Source organism: Pseudonocardia sp. CA-142604 (assembly GCF_050948475.1).
Classification (GTDB): Bacteria; Actinomycetota; Actinomycetes; order Mycobacteriales; family Pseudonocardiaceae; genus Pseudonocardia; species Pseudonocardia alaniniphila.
This window is the reverse complement of record NZ_CP192045.1, coordinates 3,462,834-3,480,075: the sequence shown is the minus strand read 5'-3', so window position 1 is coordinate 3,480,075 and position 17,242 is coordinate 3,462,834. Positions and strand designations below refer to the sequence as shown.

At 67.8% G+C, this 17,242-nt stretch carries 14 protein-coding genes; 4 read left to right on the top strand and 10 right to left on the bottom strand.

Going from position 1 to position 17,242, the window contains the following annotated elements; all coding sequences use genetic code 11:
- Positions 1-40: 40 nt before the first annotated feature.
- The 3 genes from ACQPZQ_RS15940 (at position 41) to ACQPZQ_RS15930 (ending at position 3,075) form a co-directional block, all read left to right on the top strand.
- Positions 41-1,027 (top strand): tyrosine-type recombinase/integrase, encoded by a 987-nt coding sequence (locus tag ACQPZQ_RS15940; RefSeq protein WP_433296387.1) that lies wholly within the window; start codon positions 41-43, stop codon positions 1,025-1,027.
- Positions 1,028-1,351: 324 nt separating this feature from the next.
- The gene (locus ACQPZQ_RS15935; protein WP_433296385.1) at positions 1,352-2,941 is read left to right on the top strand and encodes a GMC family oxidoreductase; all 1,590 of its coding nucleotides are present in this window, start codon (positions 1,352-1,354) and stop codon (positions 2,939-2,941) included.
- The gene (locus tag ACQPZQ_RS15930; protein WP_433296382.1) at positions 2,941-3,075 is read left to right on the top strand and encodes a LysR family transcriptional regulator; all 135 of its coding nucleotides are present in this window, start codon (positions 2,941-2,943) and stop codon (positions 3,073-3,075) included. The genes ACQPZQ_RS15935 and ACQPZQ_RS15930 overlap by 1 nt, the downstream gene beginning before the upstream one ends.
- 105 nt (positions 3,076-3,180) lie before the next feature.
- Here the strand turns inward: ACQPZQ_RS15930 and ACQPZQ_RS15925 are convergent, their stop codons facing one another.
- The 6 genes from ACQPZQ_RS15925 to ACQPZQ_RS15900 all read right to left on the bottom strand — a co-directional run bounded on the left by ACQPZQ_RS15925 (position 3,181) and on the right by ACQPZQ_RS15900 (position 7,174).
- The gene (locus tag ACQPZQ_RS15925) at positions 3,181-3,618 is read right to left on the bottom strand and encodes a hypothetical protein (protein ID WP_433296380.1); all 438 of its coding nucleotides are present in this window, start codon (positions 3,616-3,618) and stop codon (positions 3,181-3,183) included.
- Positions 3,606-3,902, bottom strand: coding sequence for a hypothetical protein (locus tag ACQPZQ_RS15920; RefSeq protein WP_433296378.1), 297 nt, complete (start codon positions 3,900-3,902; stop codon positions 3,606-3,608). Before ACQPZQ_RS15920 ends, ACQPZQ_RS15925 begins: the two co-directional genes overlap by 13 nt.
- Positions 3,903-3,966: 64 nt before the next feature.
- Entirely contained in the window at positions 3,967-5,280 is a 1,314-nt protein-coding gene (locus ACQPZQ_RS15915) for an MFS transporter (RefSeq protein WP_433296375.1), read from the bottom strand.
- A gap of 221 nt (positions 5,281-5,501) precedes the next feature.
- Positions 5,502-5,849, bottom strand: a complete 348-nt coding sequence (locus ACQPZQ_RS15910) for an LLM class flavin-dependent oxidoreductase (RefSeq protein WP_433296373.1) — start codon at positions 5,847-5,849, stop codon at positions 5,502-5,504.
- Positions 5,804-6,073, bottom strand: coding sequence for a hypothetical protein (locus tag ACQPZQ_RS15905; protein ID WP_433296371.1), 270 nt, complete (start codon positions 6,071-6,073; stop codon positions 5,804-5,806). The genes ACQPZQ_RS15910 and ACQPZQ_RS15905 overlap by 46 nt, the downstream gene beginning before the upstream one ends.
- Before the next feature lie 192 nt (positions 6,074-6,265).
- Entirely contained in the window at positions 6,266-7,174 is a 909-nt protein-coding gene (locus ACQPZQ_RS15900; RefSeq protein ID WP_433296368.1) for a LysR family transcriptional regulator, read from the bottom strand.
- A 579-nt stretch (positions 7,175-7,753) separates the two neighbouring features.
- Between ACQPZQ_RS15900 and ACQPZQ_RS15895 the strand changes: the two genes are divergently transcribed.
- Positions 7,754-12,718: an AAA family ATPase gene (locus tag ACQPZQ_RS15895; protein ID WP_433296366.1), complete on the top strand. Its 4,965-nt coding sequence runs from the start codon at positions 7,754-7,756 to the stop codon at positions 12,716-12,718.
- 94 nt (positions 12,719-12,812) lie between these two features.
- Here ACQPZQ_RS15895 and ACQPZQ_RS15890 read toward each other — a convergent pair whose 3' ends face one another.
- The 4 genes from ACQPZQ_RS15890 to ACQPZQ_RS15875 all read right to left on the bottom strand — a co-directional run bounded on the left by ACQPZQ_RS15890 (position 12,813) and on the right by ACQPZQ_RS15875 (position 17,240).
- Positions 12,813-13,472 carry an MEDS domain-containing protein gene (locus tag ACQPZQ_RS15890; protein ID WP_433296363.1) on the bottom strand — a complete coding sequence of 220 codons (660 nt, stop codon included), beginning with the start codon at positions 13,470-13,472 and terminating at the stop codon, positions 12,813-12,815.
- A gap of 324 nt (positions 13,473-13,796) precedes the next feature.
- Entirely contained in the window at positions 13,797-13,925 is a 129-nt protein-coding gene (locus ACQPZQ_RS15885) for a hypothetical protein (RefSeq protein ID WP_433296361.1), read from the bottom strand.
- A gap of 109 nt (positions 13,926-14,034) precedes the next feature.
- A complete protein-coding gene (locus ACQPZQ_RS15880) occupies positions 14,035-16,248 on the bottom strand; it encodes a xanthine dehydrogenase family protein molybdopterin-binding subunit (protein ID WP_433296359.1) in 2,214 nt (737 codons plus the stop codon).
- Positions 16,245-17,240, bottom strand: coding sequence for an FAD binding domain-containing protein (locus ACQPZQ_RS15875; protein ID WP_433296356.1), 996 nt, complete (start codon positions 17,238-17,240; stop codon positions 16,245-16,247). Before ACQPZQ_RS15875 ends, ACQPZQ_RS15880 begins: the two co-directional genes overlap by 4 nt.
- Between the last annotated feature and the right edge of the window lie 2 nt (positions 17,241-17,242).

Here is a 17,242-nt window from a genome sequence, read left to right as displayed (position 1 = left end):
TGTTGACCGGCGCCCGAAGCGAAGAGCTACGCGCCCTGCATTGGCACGAGGTCGACCTCGACGGACGTTCGGACGCCAGCCCGCCGATACCCCCATCGGTCGCGGTCTACCGATCCATCCGCGCCGGCGGCGACACCAAGACCGTCACATCACGCCGGCGACTCGCGATGCCACAACGCTGCGTCGACGCACTCCACCGCCACCGCAACCACACCCACCACCACCAGACGCGCTCGTTATCGCCACAGCCAACGACACCGCGCTCGACGCCCACAACGTCCGCCGGTCATTCCGCCACGTGAACGCCGCCGCCGGCCTCAACCCCGCCGCGTGGACACCCCGCGAACTCCGCCACAGCTTCGTATCCCTGCTCCCGGCATCGGGAGTCCGCAACCAGGACACCTCCCGCCTCGTCGCACACAGCAGCACCGCAGTGACCGAACGGGTCTACCGCCACCAACTGCAGGCCGTACTCGACGAGGGCACCACAGCAATGGACGACCTCTTCCCACGCAACTCGCCAGACAAGCCCAGCCTTTCCCCAGGCAGAAACGCTGATGGGCGGCTCCCCCGACTTAGGGAACCGCCCATCGTGCCGTCGGGACGACAGGATTTGAACCTGCGACCCCTTGACCCCCAGGACGTGCGGGCAAGCATCCGTGCACGTCATAAGCGCTCGTCCAAGCGCGAGATGTCCGCTCCGGTTCCACATGAGCAGCCACACGCACAACGTGTGGTCCCCGGCTGGTCCCCGACCGCTCTAACCTCGACCGCTCGCGCACACGACTGCGCTGACGAACCGTCGATCACAATCACGACCTCCTGTGGCAATGGTGCCGGAACATGCCGTGATCGGGCATGGAGCACAGATCAGACGCGTGGTCCGCCAAGGGCGGACGGTCCACCAGAGATCGGTCGATTTCTGCGTGGATTGCGAACGCGTGCGTCAACGCATTCATCGATGGCCGGTCATCAGCAAGCCCTATGGACACGCGGGAAGTCCACGAGCAGAAATGCGTTGGGATGAACGTAGGTTGTACGGACGACCGACAGAACCGGACCACAATCCCAGGCTGCTTCGCCGGAACCCCGTACACCTCTGCACAGTTGGACGCTCGCCGGGGACTCACCGTCGCACTGCCCGGCAACCATACGGGTCCGATGAACGCACCAGCACCGCCACGATGTTCCAGGTCCAGACCCGACTCGCTCTGCTCGTCACTGAGCAGACGGGTCGCTTGCAGTCAAAGGACGGGAAATTGACCGAGACCAACAGAACGACTGGTTTCGTGGCGTGCCGTGGTCACGGTCTGGCACGTCTCTTTTCGATCCGACTCTTCAAGGAGTTCCTGTGTCTGGTGTGGACGTGTTCGACTACGTGATCGTGGGCGCCGGTAGTGCTGGTTGCGTGCTGGCCGGGAGGTTGAGTGAGGACCCGGGCCGGCGGGTGTTGCTTCTGGAGGCCGGGGGTGAGGACACGGCGCCGGCGGTGCGGATCCCCGCAGCATTCCCGACGCTGATCGGTACCGAGTGTGACTGGGGCTATAGCACCGTCAGACAGACCCACACCGGCACCTCGGTCCGCATGCCGCGCGGCCGGATGCTCGGCGGGTCCTCCTCGCTCAACGCCATGGTCTACATCCGAGGCAACCGCGCCGACTACGACGGCTGGCGTGACCATCACGGCGCGGCCGGTTGGGGGTTCGACGACGTGCTGCCCTACTTCGTCCGCGCGGAGGGCAACAACCGCCTGGCCGGGCCGCTGCACGGCACCGACGGGCCGTTGCGGGTCGAGGACAAGGTGTTCGATCACGAGGTCTGCCTGGCCTGGGTGGAGTCAGCGGTCAAGTGGGGGCTGCGGCGCACGGACGACTTCAACGGCGAGTCCCAGATGGGGGCCGGTCCATTCCAGCTGACCTGCCACGACGGGCAGCGCTGGTCCGCGGCGGATGCCTACCTGCGGCCGGCCTTGGGAAGGCCCAACCTCGAGGTCCGCACCGGCGCGCAGGTGACCAGGGTGGTCGTCGAGAACGGCCGCGCGGTCGGTGTCGTCTACCGCGAGCGTGACGGCGCCGGCAAAGACGACGAGGTCGCCGTCCGTGCCGACGCGGAGATCCTGCTGTGCGGCGGAAGCATCAACTCCCCGCAGCTGCTGTTGCTCTCGGGTATCGGTCCCGCCGACCACCTCCGTGAGTTCGGCATCGACGTCGTCGTGGACCTAGCAGGAGTCGGGTCGAACCTGCACGACCACCCCACGGTGCCGGTGATCCAGGTGATCACGGTCCCAGACCTCGCCGACCTCGCGGCGACCGCGGAGGCACAGACGCTTTGGGCCGAGCGCCGGCGCGGCCCCCTGGCCACCAGCCCCTCCGAGATGTGCGCCTTCTTCTCCACCCGAGGTTCACTGACCGTGCCCGACATCCAGGTGCACGCCGGCGCGGTGCCGTTCGCGGATATCCTCGCCCCCACCGGTCGCCCCAGTTTCACGACCGCCGTCTCCCTACTCGCACCCCGCAGCCGGGGCACCCTCAGACTGCGATCGGCCGACCCGCTGGCCCATCCGGAGATCGACCTCGCGTTTTATGACGACCAGCGCGACCTCGACGACCTCCTCCGCGGATTGCAGAACACGATCGCCATGACAGAGGCCGACCCCGTGGCGCAGTACCTGGTCGAACCGCTGCTTCCGATCCCGACCGACCTCGACGAGGGTGCCCTGGCCGCCTACGCCCGCCGATGGACGCAGACCATGTACCACCCGGTCGGCACCTGCGCGATGGGCACAGGCGACGACGCCGTCGTGGACCCCCACCTGCGGGTGCGCGGGATAGACGGACTGCGCGTGGTGGACGCCTCGGTGATGCCACAGATCGTGCGGGGAAACACGAACGCGGGCACGATTATGATCGCTGAAAAGGCCGCTGCTCTCATCCGCAGCTGATGCAGATCCAGGAGGTCCGTGTCTTCTTGGTCGTGGCGGAGGAGGGCGGGGTGTCGGCAGCGGCACGAAAGCTGCACATCAGCCTGTCAGCCGGTCGCAGACGGTGTTTTCCTTCGAGCGCCAACTTGGGGTGAAGTTGTTGATCCCCAACAATTCCGGGTTCCACGACCGACGCAGGCGCGGTTCTGGTGCGTGAGGTGTCCGAAGCAACATCCAGAGCGAGTGCCGACGCCCCGGGGCTATGCAGCCACAAGGCCGGTAAACCGGCTGGTCGTGTCGATGTTCCGGAGGCGGGTGAGCAGCGCGTCGCGTCCCAGCCGCTGCCGGAGAAGTCCACGGGCGTCGCGGAACTTGGCCTCCAGCTCGTCCCGGGTCAGCGGTGCGCGATGGTCCCCACGCGGAACGTTGGCCCGCTCACTCAGCGTGCCCCGGTTCTCCGTCTGCACCTCCACCGCTGCGTAGGAGAACTTCCAGTCGGCCGGGCCGACCGGCGGGATCGCCGACTCGGTGACCTCGACGCGTTTCACGAGCCTGTGGACTTCAGGACGGGTGACGGACTCGTCGGTGAAGGTGCGTAGTCCGAGTGCCTGATCCAGCAGCGCCGCCGCGGCGACATACTCGCCGCTGAACTTGCCCTGCAACCCTGTGCTCGGACGGTGGTGGATCAGCGGATCCATCCCCCCGGCTCCATCGTCACCCGGATCGAGCGCACCTCCGCCGGATCCAGCCGTTCCCGCTCCGCCAGCCGCAGTGCGGCGTCGGCGGTGCGCTGAGTGAAGTACCAGGCGGGGTGCTTCTTGACGTTGATGTCGTGGCGTCGCAGCGCCCACAGCTGCTCCAGCGCAGCGAGCACATTGCCGAGCCGGGTGCAATCGCCGTAGAGCGCGAAGTAGCCCAGCGGCGACTCCAGCTGCGCAGGGTCGGCAGTGAAGCCGCCCGCGGCGAGGCTCGCCGCGAGCACGGCGTCGCGGGCCGCAGCCCGGCGTGCAGGGGGATCAGATCGGTGAGCAGGTCCAGCGCCGGGGTCACCGCAGCACCTCGCCCTTCGTCTCCGGCAGCGTGAGGATCACAAGGAACGCGATAGCCGCGCCCGCGGCCACGTACCAGAAGAACGCCTCGGCGACACCCCCAGCGGACAGCAACTGGATGACCAGCGGCGCCGTGCCGCCGAAGAGGGCACTCGTCAGGTTGTACCAGGTGCCGATGCCCAGACCCCGCAGCGCTGTGGGGAACAGCTCGCTCATCACGGCCGCCACGATGGAGGTCATCATCGTGTAGAGCCCGAGGCCGACGCAGAACACGACGAGCAGGTTGCCCAGCCCCGGTTTGATCAGCCCGGACAGCGGGACGATCAGCACCGCCGTCGCGGCCGACCACACCAGCATCTGCGGCTTGCGTCCGAACCGGTCCGACACCGCTCCCATTGGGTACTCCAACACCACGAACAACACGGTCGCGATCAAGAGAGCGATGAAGACCTCGTTCGCGCTGGCGCCACGGACGGTCACCGCGAAAGGGGTGAGCGCGGAGAAGAAGGTGTAGTAGCAGAGGGCGAAGAGCGGGATGAAGCCCACGAGCTGGCCCACGACCTTCGGGTGCTCCCTCAAGGTCGTCAGGAGCGGGTGGCGCAGGGCCTGCGCCGCGACCTTGTTCGCCTCGAACTGGTCGGTCTCCGGCATCGCCCAGCGCAGCCACAGCCCGACGAAGCCGAGCGCGCCCCCGATGAGGAACGGGATCCGCCACCCGTACGAGGCCATTTGCGCGGCGTCGAGCGTCTGGGTCAGTAACGCACCGAGCAGCGACGCGAGGAGCACGGCGGAACCGGTCGAGATGGGTAAGAACGACGAGTAGCGGCCTCGGCGCTGCGGCGGGGCGATCTCGGCCAGATACGCCGACGCGTTGGGCACCTCACCGCCCAATGACATGCCCTGCGCCACGCGGGCGATGAGCAGCAGCGCCGGCGCGAGCCATCCCACCATCGCGAACGTGGGCAGCAGCCCGATAACGAGCGACCCGCACGCCATCAGCAGGATCGTCACAAGCATCGCCGTCCGTCGCCCGTGCAGGTCGGCGAACCTGCCCAGCAGCCAGCCCCCCAGCGGCCGGAAGAAGAACGCGACGGCATACGTGGCCAGGGTGCCGATCAGCGCCAGCGCCGCATCCTCCTTGGGGAAGACCTGCGTAGCGAAGAAGATGCTGAACGTGACGTAGATCGTCCAGTCGTAGAATTCGATGGCGTTCCCGATCGACGCGGCGACCAGCGCGCGGGTGGGCAACCGGCGCCGGCCGGAGATGCCGTCGGCTGGACCGGGCGATGCGGGTGTCGTCGGATCGGACATAGCGACCCCGGCTGGTGGCGACGAAGGACCAGCCGAGGGTAGATACTGACGGCGCCATCGTCACCGGCTGAGACGCTGCCGGTCCGCAGTAGCCACCCGGAGCATCGCGCCGTGATTTTCGCCCCGCGCGCGCCCTCGATAGTCGGCGAGATCGAGCACCACCGGACTGATCGTCGGTGGTCTGCCCAAGGCCGAGGGCTAGGCGTCGGGGTTCGCCGTCGTCACCGACGGTCGTCGCGCCAGGCGAGCAGTTCCTTCAGCGGGGCGAGGTCGTATCCGTCGTCGGCGGGGTGGATCTCGGCGGTGTAGAGGGTGACGCCCTCGGCCGCGTAGTCGTCGGCGGCCGCAATTCCGGGCCAGTCGATCGCCCGCTCGATCTCCGCCTCGTCACGGCCGGCAGCGGCCGCGTGCTCCCGCACCAGGTCGTTCTTCCGGCGGAAGGTCTCGATGTCCAGGAAGCTGTGCCAGATGTGCGCATGCTTCCCGACCAGGGGCAACGTCTTCCGCTCCCCGGATCCGCCGATCAGGATCGGAATCCGCCGCAGCGGCCTGGGCCGCAACTGCTCCACGCCCCGAGCGTCGTCCAGGACTCGAAGTTGTTCACATCGGGCTGCTCCGCCAGCAGAACCTGCCCCTCGCTCGTCAGCTCCACGAACGGCTTGTGGAAATGGTCATGACCGAACACGACGTCGACACCCATGTCCTCGGCACCGAGCACCGCGTCACGCCACGTCTGATAGTCGGGCGTTCCGCCGGGCCACATCTGAACACCGATACGCACACGACGAGTCATCGCCCGTCAACTCCATCTCGCTCGGCAATCGGAATTGCGCAGGTACTGACAGCGACGAGCGATCCTTCCGGCGGTCGCCTGCGCACCCTGCGTCAGTCCCAACGCCCGGCTTTCCGCGGCCTTCCCACTCGGTCACGGGTCCTGCTTATGACCTGCCATCGCCGCGCGTGTTGACGGGCCGGTCTCCCCGGCCTACCGCCCGCTGATGTCCAGGATGTCGATCAGCGCCGCGATGTCGCGGTGCCGGGCGGCGGCCTGCCAGATGGCCCAGGTCCGGCGCACGATCGGGTTGTCGGCAAGCGGGTACCACACCAGGCCCTCGGGCAACGCCTGCGCCCAGCTCGGTGAGGCGAAGCCGAACGCCTTCCCGGTGCCGATCCCGCCCAGCTTCACCTCGGCGGTGACGGGCCGGTCGTCGTCAGGCTGGTTGTCCACGGCGATCCCGTGTGCCCGCAGCGTCGCCGTCACCTGGTCATGCCAGGCCGGGCTGTCCGAGCGGGCGAATCCCATCCAGTGCAGGCCTACGAGCTTCTGCAGCGGAACACCGGACGGGTCACCGATCTCCTCCGCCCGGACGGCGGCGAGGATGACGCCCATCGATTCTCGGACGGCCAGCACGGCGTCGAGCAGCGGGTTGTTGGGACGATCACGCACCAAGCCCACGTCCAGCTCACCCGCTCGTACGGCATCCAACTGCGAGGCGCTGGACGAGTGCACGACCGTGACCCGGGTGTCGGGGTAGACGACTGCGAGCTGCCCCAGCGCCGTGGGCAGCCGGTCCGGCGGGAGCTCCAGCGGCGCACCAATGCGGATCAGCCGGGCCGTCGCCTGCGATTCGACGGCCCCCGCGGCGGCCACGGCGGCTGTGGCCCGGTCGTGATGCTCGATCAACCCGCGAGCCTCACGCACCAGGACATCCCCGGCATCCGTGGTGCTCGAGCCCGTGCGGTTGCGCACCAGGAGCTGCACACCGAGCTGGCGCTCCAGCGACTGCACGGTCTGCGACAGCGCGGACTGGCTGACGTGCAGCTTCCGCGCCGCAGCCGACAACCCACGCTCCTCCGCCACCGCCACGAACGCGCGCAGCTCCCGGATCTCCATGACGTCCATTGTCACCGAGCGCGCCGGAAGAACAGCGCAATCGCAGGCCGCTGGGCTGAGCCCGACGTCCGCAAGGAAGATCGGACTCAGCGATAGCGCTCCCCCTGACTTGCAGTCAGCTACGCAACAATCCAGCTGTTGATCAACCCGACGTGCACTCCGGAAGCCCGCGACGCATCAGCGCTGGAGCAACGCGGCCGCGGCAGCGCCGGGCACTCGGAGCCCGAGGCCACCGGCTTCCTGATCTTCTGAGTTCTGCTAGAAGCGTGACGTTCTCGTCAGCGCGCTCGTGCTCGGCCTATGTGAGGCGGCCACGATCGCCCACCTGGCGGGACTCTCATTCGTCCTTCACGCGGAACGCGAGCCTAGCCATGTCGAACGCCATCGCTGCGCCAAATAGCGGGGGCCGTGAGGCTCTCGATGGCGCTCGTGCCAAATGACCTTGCGGATCTCGTCGTCGGGGCCCAGGAAGGCCGCAACGCTGCCTCGCCGCGCGTCCGTTAAAGCTGAGTAGTCGCCTTCTCCCCACGATGGGTGTAGGCACAGTGTTCGGCGTTTCTGCGGGGCGTGGAGGTTCGGATGGAAACTGGCGGGGTGCTGCCGGGCCCGGGTCCGCCGGTTCGTGCCGAGATGCTGCACGAGAGCGCACGCACTCGTGTGACGCGGCTGTTCCCGCCCGGGTGCACGGTTGTCAGCAAGGAGCCACTGGGACCGGGGGCGGATCGCCGACTGCAGCTTGAGCTGGCGATATTGAAGCGGCTCCGCGGTGTGGCCGGGGTTCCGCAGTTGGTGGACGCGCCGCGGTATCCAGGGTCGATCGTGGTGGCGGACATCGGTGGCACGAGTCTGGCCGAGACGCCCAAGCCTCTGGATGTCGACATCCAGATCGAGCTTGCCGTGGGGCTGGCGCGGGCGGTGGCGGGGGTGCACCGCCGGGCGGTGATGCACCGGGACATCAGCCCCGCCAACATCGTGATCTCACGCGACGGCACTCCGTGTCTGATCGACTTCGCATTGGCGGCGCCTCTCGCCGAGACTCGTCCCGGGTTTACACACCACAGCGCGATCGCGGGCACGTTGGCATACCTCGCCCCCGAACAGACTGGGCGTACCGGCAGGCCCGTCGACCACCGGGCAGACCTGTACTCCCTGGGTGCCACGCTGTACGAGCTGGCAACAGGCGCTCCGCCGTTCGGCCTTGATGACCCGTTGCGCCTCATCCACGATCACCTGGCGCGGCTGCCCGTGCCGCCCGTCGAGGTCAACCCGCTCGTACCAGAGCCGTTGTCCGGGATCATCCTGCATCTGTTGGAGAAGGAGCCGGACAACCGGTACCAGACCGCGGAAGGCGTGGTCCACGACCTGGAGCGGTTGCGAGATGGCCAGACGACCGCGGGTCGGCTTCACATTGGTGAGCATGATTTTCCGCTGCGGCTGCACCCGCCATCGCGGCTCGTGGGGCGCAATGTCGAGGTGGCGGCGTTGGAGGCGGCGTTCGAGGAGACGCTGGCGGGCCGATGCCGGGGGGTGTTGGTCGCCGGGGCGCCAGGGGTGGGCAAGACGGCGCTGGTCGATGAGCTGCGGCCGGTCGTGACGGGCCGTAATGGCTGGTTCGTGGCGGGCAAGTTCGACCAGTATCGGCGGGATCTTGAGTTCGACGCGGGCTATCAGGCGTTTCGCGCGTTGGGTCGGCTGTTGTTGGCCGAGCCGGAGGACGAGCTGACGCAGATCCGCAGAAGCATCCTGGCCGCGGTCGGCCCGAACGTAGGCCTGCTGACTGCGGTTATGCCGGAGTTTGCTGCGCTGCTGGCTGTGACGCCTGATCCAGGGGATCCGCTGACCGCGCAGGTGCGGGCCCAGCGGGCGGGTGCGCAGGTGCTGCGGGCGGTCGCGTCGCGGAAACGACCGGTGGTGTTGTTGCTCGATGACCTGCAGTGGGCCGGGCGCACCCCACTGGGCTTCATCGACCTGGTGCTGAGCGAGGAACCGATCGAGGGCCTGTTGCTGGTGGGTGCCTACCGCGAGAGCGACGTGGACGCGGCGCATCCGCTGGCGGCGCAAGTATCCCGCTGGCGTGACCAGGCCACGGTGAAGCATCTCCGGCTGGACAACCTGCCCGTGCCGAGCCTGGTCATACTGGTCGCAGAGATGCTGCACGTGGCCCCGGTCGCAGCGGCAGGCCTGGTCAGGTTGATCAACCCGCACACGTCAGGCAACCCGTACGAGACGGTGGAACTGCTCAACGCGCTACGCCGCGGCGGCGTGCTGACCGCGACGGCCAGCAAATGGCGATGGGACGAGGCGGCCGTGCGCACCCACTTGGGCCAGGCTGAGATTGCCGGGCTGCTGGCGGCGCGGATCGAGGGCATGCCACCGGCATCTCGCGCAATGGCGGAGGCGATGGCATGCCTCGGCGGGCGGGCTGAGATGAGCCTGCTGCAGACCGCCACCGGGGAGCCAGCGAACGTGGTGGACCAGCGCCTGACACCCGCCCTCGACGACGGAGTTCTGGTGGTCGAGCCCGGGGCACATGAGGCGGTGCGGTTCCGCCACGACCGCATCCGCGACGACATACTGGTCGGGCTGGACCAGCCGCGGCGACGCACTCTGCGGCTGGCCATGGCCCGGCGGCTGGCCGCCGTGCCCGAGTTGTACGCGGCCGCTGCCGAACAGTACCTGCCCGTGGTCGATGCGATCGACGATGCCGAAGAGCGAAGACTGGTGGTGGGGCTGCTGCGGCGCGCGGCCGACCAGGCGCGGTTGGTGGGGGACCACGCGCTGGTGGCCTCGCTGCTGACCGCTGCACTGCAGCTGATCGACCCTCGCGAGACCGCCACGCTGATCACGGTGCACACCGGCCGCCACGCCGCTCTGTACAGCATGGGACGCCTGGACGAGGCGGACGAGGCGTACCGCACGATCGAGCGGCTTTGCCCCACCGCCATGCAGCGTGCAGACGCAACGTGCCTGAGGGTGCGCAGCCTGAGCCACCGGAACCGTTTCACTGAGGCGATCGGAGTCGCGCTGGAGTCGCTGCGTGAGCTGGGCATAACGGTCCCGTCGGCGGAGCGGCTCCCCGCCGAACTGGATCATCAGTTCGACCATCTGTACCGATGGCTGGACTACACCGAGGACACGGATGATCTGGTTCGGCCGGACATCACCGATCCGACGCTGCTGGCAGCTGCCCGCCTGATCACCGTGGTCCTGTCGCCGGCCTACTTTGCCGCTGACCACGCCAAGCACGCCTGGTTGAGCCTGGAAACGGTACGGATCTGGCTCCAGCACGGCCCAAGTCGTGCTCTTCTCGGCGCGGTCGGCCACATAGGCTTGCCAGCTGTAGCGCTGCGCAGTGACCACACCGCCGGGTACCGGGCGGGGCAGCGGGTTCTTGCGTTGGGTGAGGCCCGCGGCTACGAGCCCGAAACCTCACAGGCGCGCCACATGTTCGCTGTCCACAGCTGGTGCTTCGAGCCGATCGAGAACGCCGTCGAGGCGGCCGAGTCCGCCCGGGAAGGGCTGCTCGCGGGCGGTGACCTGGCCTGGGCCGGCTATACCTACTACGCGACGGTTCACTACTTGCTGGACAGCGCGCCATCGCTGGATCTGTACATCGCCGAGCTGGAGACGGGCCTGGGCTTTCTGCGGCGCACCGGCAACGAACAAACAGCCCAGGCACTCGACGGCCACCGGTGGCTGGCCGGCGTGCTGCGCGGCGAAGCCTCCGCCCCCGCCGACGAGGCGGCGCCCATCGACCGATACGCCGACAACCCGCTGGCCCTGTTCGTCGGGCACGTCACCCGCGGGATTGCCGCCGCCGTCTTCGGCGATCCGGCCGCGCTGGCGCGGCACACCGCGGCGGCGATGCCGCTGCTGGCGGCTACCGCGATCCAATACTCGAGCGGAGTGGCCCGCCTGCTGCGCGGGCTGTCCCTTGCCGAGCAGGCCCGTGGCACCGACGCTGCCGAGCGCGACGGCCTGCTCGCCGAGCTGGACGGGGTGACCCGGTGGCTGGGCGCCCGCGCTGCGGACGCCCCGGACAACTTCCTACACCTGCTGCGCCTACTCGAGGCCGAACGGGCTTGGGCGGTCGGCGACTTCCGCGGCGCCGCCCTCGCCTTCGACACCGCGCTTCGCGAGCCCGCCGCCTGCCGGCGCCCCTGGCATCGAGCCCTGATCGCCGAACGCGCGGCCCGCTTCCACCTCGCCCACGGCCTCGAACACACCGGCTACGACCTGCTCGCCCAGGCGCGCCAGGACTACGTCACGTGGGGCGCGACCGCCAAAGTCGACCAACTGGATTGGTACTACCCCGCCCTGCATCCACACGCCGACAAGAGCGCCGGGCACCCCGGCGACCAGCCCGCTGATGTTCTCCATCAGCGCTCCACGGTCACGACCGGCACGCTGGACCTCCTCGGCATCCTGTCCGCCTCACAGGTACTTAGCTCAGAGACCAGCATCGAACGCCTGCATACCCGCGTCGCCGAGGTGCTCAGCGCATTGACCGGCGCCACCGCCGTACACCTGGTGCTGTGGAGCACAGATCACCACGACTGGCTGCTACCCGCACCCGGCGGCGGCGCGACCCGAATCGAGGACACCGACCGCGAACACGCGGTCCCGATGTCGGCGCTGCGCTACGCCCAGCGCACGGGCGAACCGCTCGTTGTGGGCGACGCCACCCACGACGACCGCTTCGCCCGCGACTTCTACTTCGCCGACCTCGACTGCTGCTCGCTGCTGGCCCTACCCATCCTCAGCCGCGGCACCCTGCGGGCAGTGGTGCTGCTGGAAAACCGCCTCATTCGCGCCGCGTTCACCGCCGAACGACTCGACGCCGTCAAACTCATCGCCGGCCAACTCGCCGTCTCCCTCGACAACGCGCAGCTCTACGCCGAACTCACCACCTCACGCGCACGAATCGTCACCACCGCCGACCAGACCCGCCGACGCATCGAACGAGACCTCCACGACGGGGCCCAGCAACAGCTCGTCTCCCTCGCTCTACAGGCCCGCGCAGCCCAGACGATGGTGCCCGCCGAAGCCGACGATCTGGCTGCGAAGCTCGACGACCTGGCCACCCAGGCGACCAGCGCGCTGGATGAGCTGCGCGAGCTCGCCCGCGGCATCCACCCGGCGGTCCTCGCCGACGGCGGCCTACGCGCCGCGCTCAAAACCCTGGCCCGTCGCTCCCCTGTCCCGGTCGACCTGAACGTGACGGCCGACCGGCGGCTTCCCGAGCAGATCGAGATCGCCGCCTACTACCTGGTCGCCGAGGCACTGACCAACACGGCCAAACACGCGCACGCCTCCATCGTCCACGTCGAAATAGGGGCCGCCGACACCGGCGACGTGCTGCACGTCCGCGTCCGCGATGACGGCCGAGGCGGCGCCGAGCTCGCCGGCGGAACCGGCCTGCTCGGGCTCAAGGACCGCGCGGAAGCCCTCGGCGGCCGACTCTCGATACACACCGTCGCCGGCGCGGGCACTACCCTGCAAGCCGAACTCCCGCTCTCCCCCACCCACACGGGTTCCGGCTGACAGACCGGGACGACCGCCATCGGCTCGCCAACCTCCGCGTCCACGAAGGAGGGTCCACTCTCATCAACTCGTATTTCAGAATAATTTCGGACGCCTATTTGCCGATTGTCTTCAGCCATTCCTCAGGCCCCATGGAGTACGGATTCTCGACGAGCATGTCGTTGACGTAGACCTTCGGATGTGCGCTGATGAGATCAACGACGAACGCGCCGGCGACCCTGTCCAAGTCGTACATGCACATGTGCACCTGCGGAAACAGCGGCAGCAGCTGACCGTTGAGTGCCGATTCGAATCGAATCACATCCCCAGCCACGGAAGCGTCGAGCAAGGCTGAAGACATGTCACCGACGAAGCGAATACGCTGGTGTCTCCTGGCTACCTTGACCCTGTCGATCGCGGCCTTCCAAAAGTCGATCTTGTCCGATACAGAGAACTCGCCCGACCGCCCGGTGATGTCGGAGGCATTGATCAGCTCCAGTTGTCCCGATGCAGAGCTCGCCGCCACGTCGATGTCGCCGTCGCCGACACTCATGACCGTGCGCACCATTGGTGACCCATCGGTCACACAAATGCACTTGTCGTCCGCCAGTAGCGCGCTTCGGACAAACGATCGCAAGATGGCGTCCCGCTTCGCGGGGGCCTCGTACAGTGCCCAGATGTGGGCGCCAGCCGAGACGCGGTAGTCGCCGATCCCGATGTCGAGCATTTCTCCGGCCATCGCGTCGGGCCCTCGTCCACCGCTGAGAACTGTCATCGAGCAACCGCCAAGGACGTAGGTTTGATCGCGCCCTATCACCGGTCAATGTGAGGGGATCGATCCTCCCACAGAGGAGAAATGAGGAGCGCACGATTCAGAAGCGCGGAGAGAAATGCACAACTCACTGGCGTGGCCCAGGACACCCCTCGAACTCGTTTCGTTCTCGAAGGCTCCGCATCACCTCCCCAGCCCGTTTTATACACACGGTTTCGTCGCTGTCAACGCGCCCGGTCAGAGTCCGGGCGGCGTCCGTTAGGGCGAGCCCTACGTCGCGCCGATGCCGCACGCCACGACGAGTCACGAGCCGGACGGTCCGAGGCCTCAGCGGAACTTGAGGAGGTGAACTTCGTAGGCGGCGCGTATGGCACGCCAGAGCCAGTCGATGGAGTTTTGGCCGCTGACGGCGATGGTGGCGGTTTCGTTGGTGCCGGTGATCGTCTGCGGCGCCATGTCGACCCGGCGGGCATCGGCGACCGAGACGACCGGGCACAGGTGCGCAACATGTCGCCGGCCAGGGCGGGGAGAGGAATCGATTTGCGGCCCCGCCCTGGTCGTCGGTCTAGAGGATCTTTTCTACCGTGATCGGCAGGTCACGTACGCGCCGGCCGGTGGCGTGGTAAACCGCGTTCGCGATCGCCGGTGCCACGGATACCGCGGTGAGCTCCCCGAGCCCTTTGGCGCCGAGTGGGCTTGCTTCCTCGTCGAACTCGCCGGTGAAGATGACGTCGAGCTCGGGGATGTCTGCGTTCGTAGGCACGAGATAGCCGGAGTAGTTGCGGTTGACGAACCGGGCCATGGCCGGATCCATTTCCGACTGCTCGAGCAGGGCTTGACCGACGCCCCAGATGATGCCGCCGATCGCCTGGCTGCGGGCGGTCTTCGGATTGATGATCTGACCGGCGTCGTAGGCGCCCACGAAGCGGTTCAGGCGCACCAGACCGAGGTCCGGATCGACCCGTACCTCGGCGAAGACCGCGGAGAAGCTGTACACGGCCTTCGGCCCGAGTGCCTCCTCGACGGGGTCGTAGTCGCCCTCTGCCATCAGGGTGGAGATGTTGTTGCGGGCCAGCAGCTCGGCGTAGGTGATGTCCAGGTCCTTCGCCGGCAACACGAGCCTGCCGTCGGCGGCGATGACGTCCTCGGCCTCCGCGCCGGCAAAGGGCGCGTCCATGCCGTTGAGGGCCAACTCGATCGCCTTGTCGCGCGTGGCTTCCGCCGCCAACAGCACGGACGCGCCGGCGTTGGCCATCGTTGCGGAGCCGATGGAGGCGTGCGACTCAGGCAGCCTGGTGTCTCCCAGACGGACGCTCACCTTCTCGGGCGGCAGCCCGAGCGCGTCGGCGGCCACCTGCTGCATCACGGTGTAGGTGCCGGTACCGAGCTCGTGTGTGCCCGTCTCGACAAGGGCCGAACCGTCACTGTTCAATCTGACCCGCGCCTTCGCGGGCCAGCGCCAGTGTGTGTAGATCGCGCTCGCCACGCCCTGACCGATGAGGTGACGACCGTCTCGCATCGAACCCGGCCCCGGGGTCCGCATGTCCCAGCCGAAGCGCTCCGCCCCCTTTGTCAGGCACTCCCACAGCGCGCGGGTGGAGAATGGGCGGCCGCTGTAGGGATCGACCTCGGTGTCGTTGCGCAGACGCAGCGCAACCGGGTCGACCCCGGCGGCGTACGCGAGCTCGTCCATCGCGCTCTCGAGTGCGAAATGCCCCAGTGCCTCGTGCGGCGAACGCATCGCGGTCGGGGTGTTGCGGTTCACGTGGACGACCCTGTGGTTCGTCGAGATCCCCCTGCGCGCCGCCCACAACGAGCGCGAGGCCGCCGCCGCGTACTCGATGTAGCTGTCGAACACCGAGGTAGGCGAGATGCTGTCGTGTCGGATCGCGGTCAGATGTCCGTCCCTGTCCGCGCCCAGCGCGATCGTCTGGATAGTGGCCGGTTGGTGGCCCACCATCGAGTACATCTGCGCGCGGGTGAGCTGCAGCTTGACCGGACGATTCAGAACCTTCGCGGCGAGCGCAGCCATCAGGGTGTGCGGCCAGACGTAGGCCTTGCCGCCGAAGCCGCCGCCGAGGTAATAGGAGACCACGTTGACCTTCTCGGGCGGTATGCCGAGGACGATCGACACCAGTTCCTTGGTGCCGAAGATGTGCTGGGTGGTCTCGTAGAGCGTCAGCGTGCCCTCGACATCCCAGACCGCGGTGGTGGCGTGGGGCTCCATCTGGTTGTGATGGCGGTCGGCGGTTGTATAGGTCTGCTCGATGACGACGTCGGCGGCTGCGATTCCCGTGTCTGCATCTCCGACCGATGAGGCCACGGGCCAGAGGAACTGCGGAGGATCCACGGCTTCCGTCACTGTCTCGGGGCCGAAGACGACGGGCCGTTCGACCTCGTACTCGATGGAGACCAACGTGCCGGCGTGGATCGCCTGATCGAGCGTGTCGGCCACCACAAGTACGACGGGCTGACCGGCGTAGTGGATCTTCTCGTCCCGCAGCGGCAAGTAGGACTGCCCGTGCGGATGAAGGTGGCTCCAGGGTTTCGGCGTGGGGTTCGTCGCCGGCATGTTGTGGTGGGTGAACACGGCCAGCACCCCAGGGGCGTTCTCGGCGGCAGCCGTGTCAATCGACAGCGTGCGGCCGTTGGCCACCGTGCTATGGACGATCGAGGCGTGCGCCGTGCCCGCGATTCGAATATCGCCGGTGTAGGGGGCATCCCCGGTGACCTTGAGTCGCCCGTCCGTTCGTGGGATCGGTTGTCCGACGGTGTTCATGCCCGTGCTCCCGCGGTCAGCAACGCGCGCAGCGCGGCGCGTTGGGAAAGCTCAACCTTGAATCCGTTGTGGGTGAGGGGGCGTGCCTCGGAGAAGGACTGGGCGATCGCGGAGCGGAGCCCGTTTGTGTTGCCCAGCAGGATTCCCCGTAACGCCCGTTCGGCCGCCAATAGGCGCCATGGCTTGTGTGCCACTCCGCCCATGGCGAGCCGGACCGAGCGGAGGCGCTCACCGTCGGTCTCGACCGCAGCCGCCACCGAGACCAGCGCGAACTCGTAGGACTGACGATCGCGAACCTTGAGGTAGTGCGAAGCACGTCCTTCCGGCCGTGCAGGCACCTCGATCGCAACGATCAGGTCACCCCGGCCGAGCACGTTGTCACGCTCCGGCGTGCTGCTCGGCGGCCGATAGAATTCCGCGAAGGGAATCGGCCGTTCTCCAACGCGTCCGCGAACGATGACGTTGGCGTCGAGTGCCGCGAATGCGACTGCGACATCGGACGGGTGCGTGGCCACGCAGGACGCCGACCAACCGAAGATAGCGTGGTTGCGATTGAGGCCGTGCAAGGCCGAGCAGCCGGATCCAGGCTCCCGCTTGTTACACGGCAGGGCGTCCCCGTCACGGAAGTACGCGCACCGCGTGCGCTGCATGATGTTTCCGCCCATGGTGGCCATGTTCCGCAGCTGTCCGGAGGCGGAGAACAGCAAGGCTTCGGCGATCACAGGGAACCGCGCACGCACCCGCCCGTCCGCGGCAACGTCACTCATTCGGGCCAGGGCCCCGATGCGCAGCCCGCCATCCGGTAGCTCTTCGATCCGTTCCGTTCCGGGCAGGCCGTTGATGTCCAGCAGCCGCTCGGGAAGCTCCATACCGTCCTTCATCAGGGCGACGAGATCGGTGCCGCCTGCGATGAAGGCAAGCTGTACGTCCTGGGAATGGGCGGCGATTGCGGAGGCGGAGTCGTCTGCTCTCGTCAGCACGAAGGGATGCATGG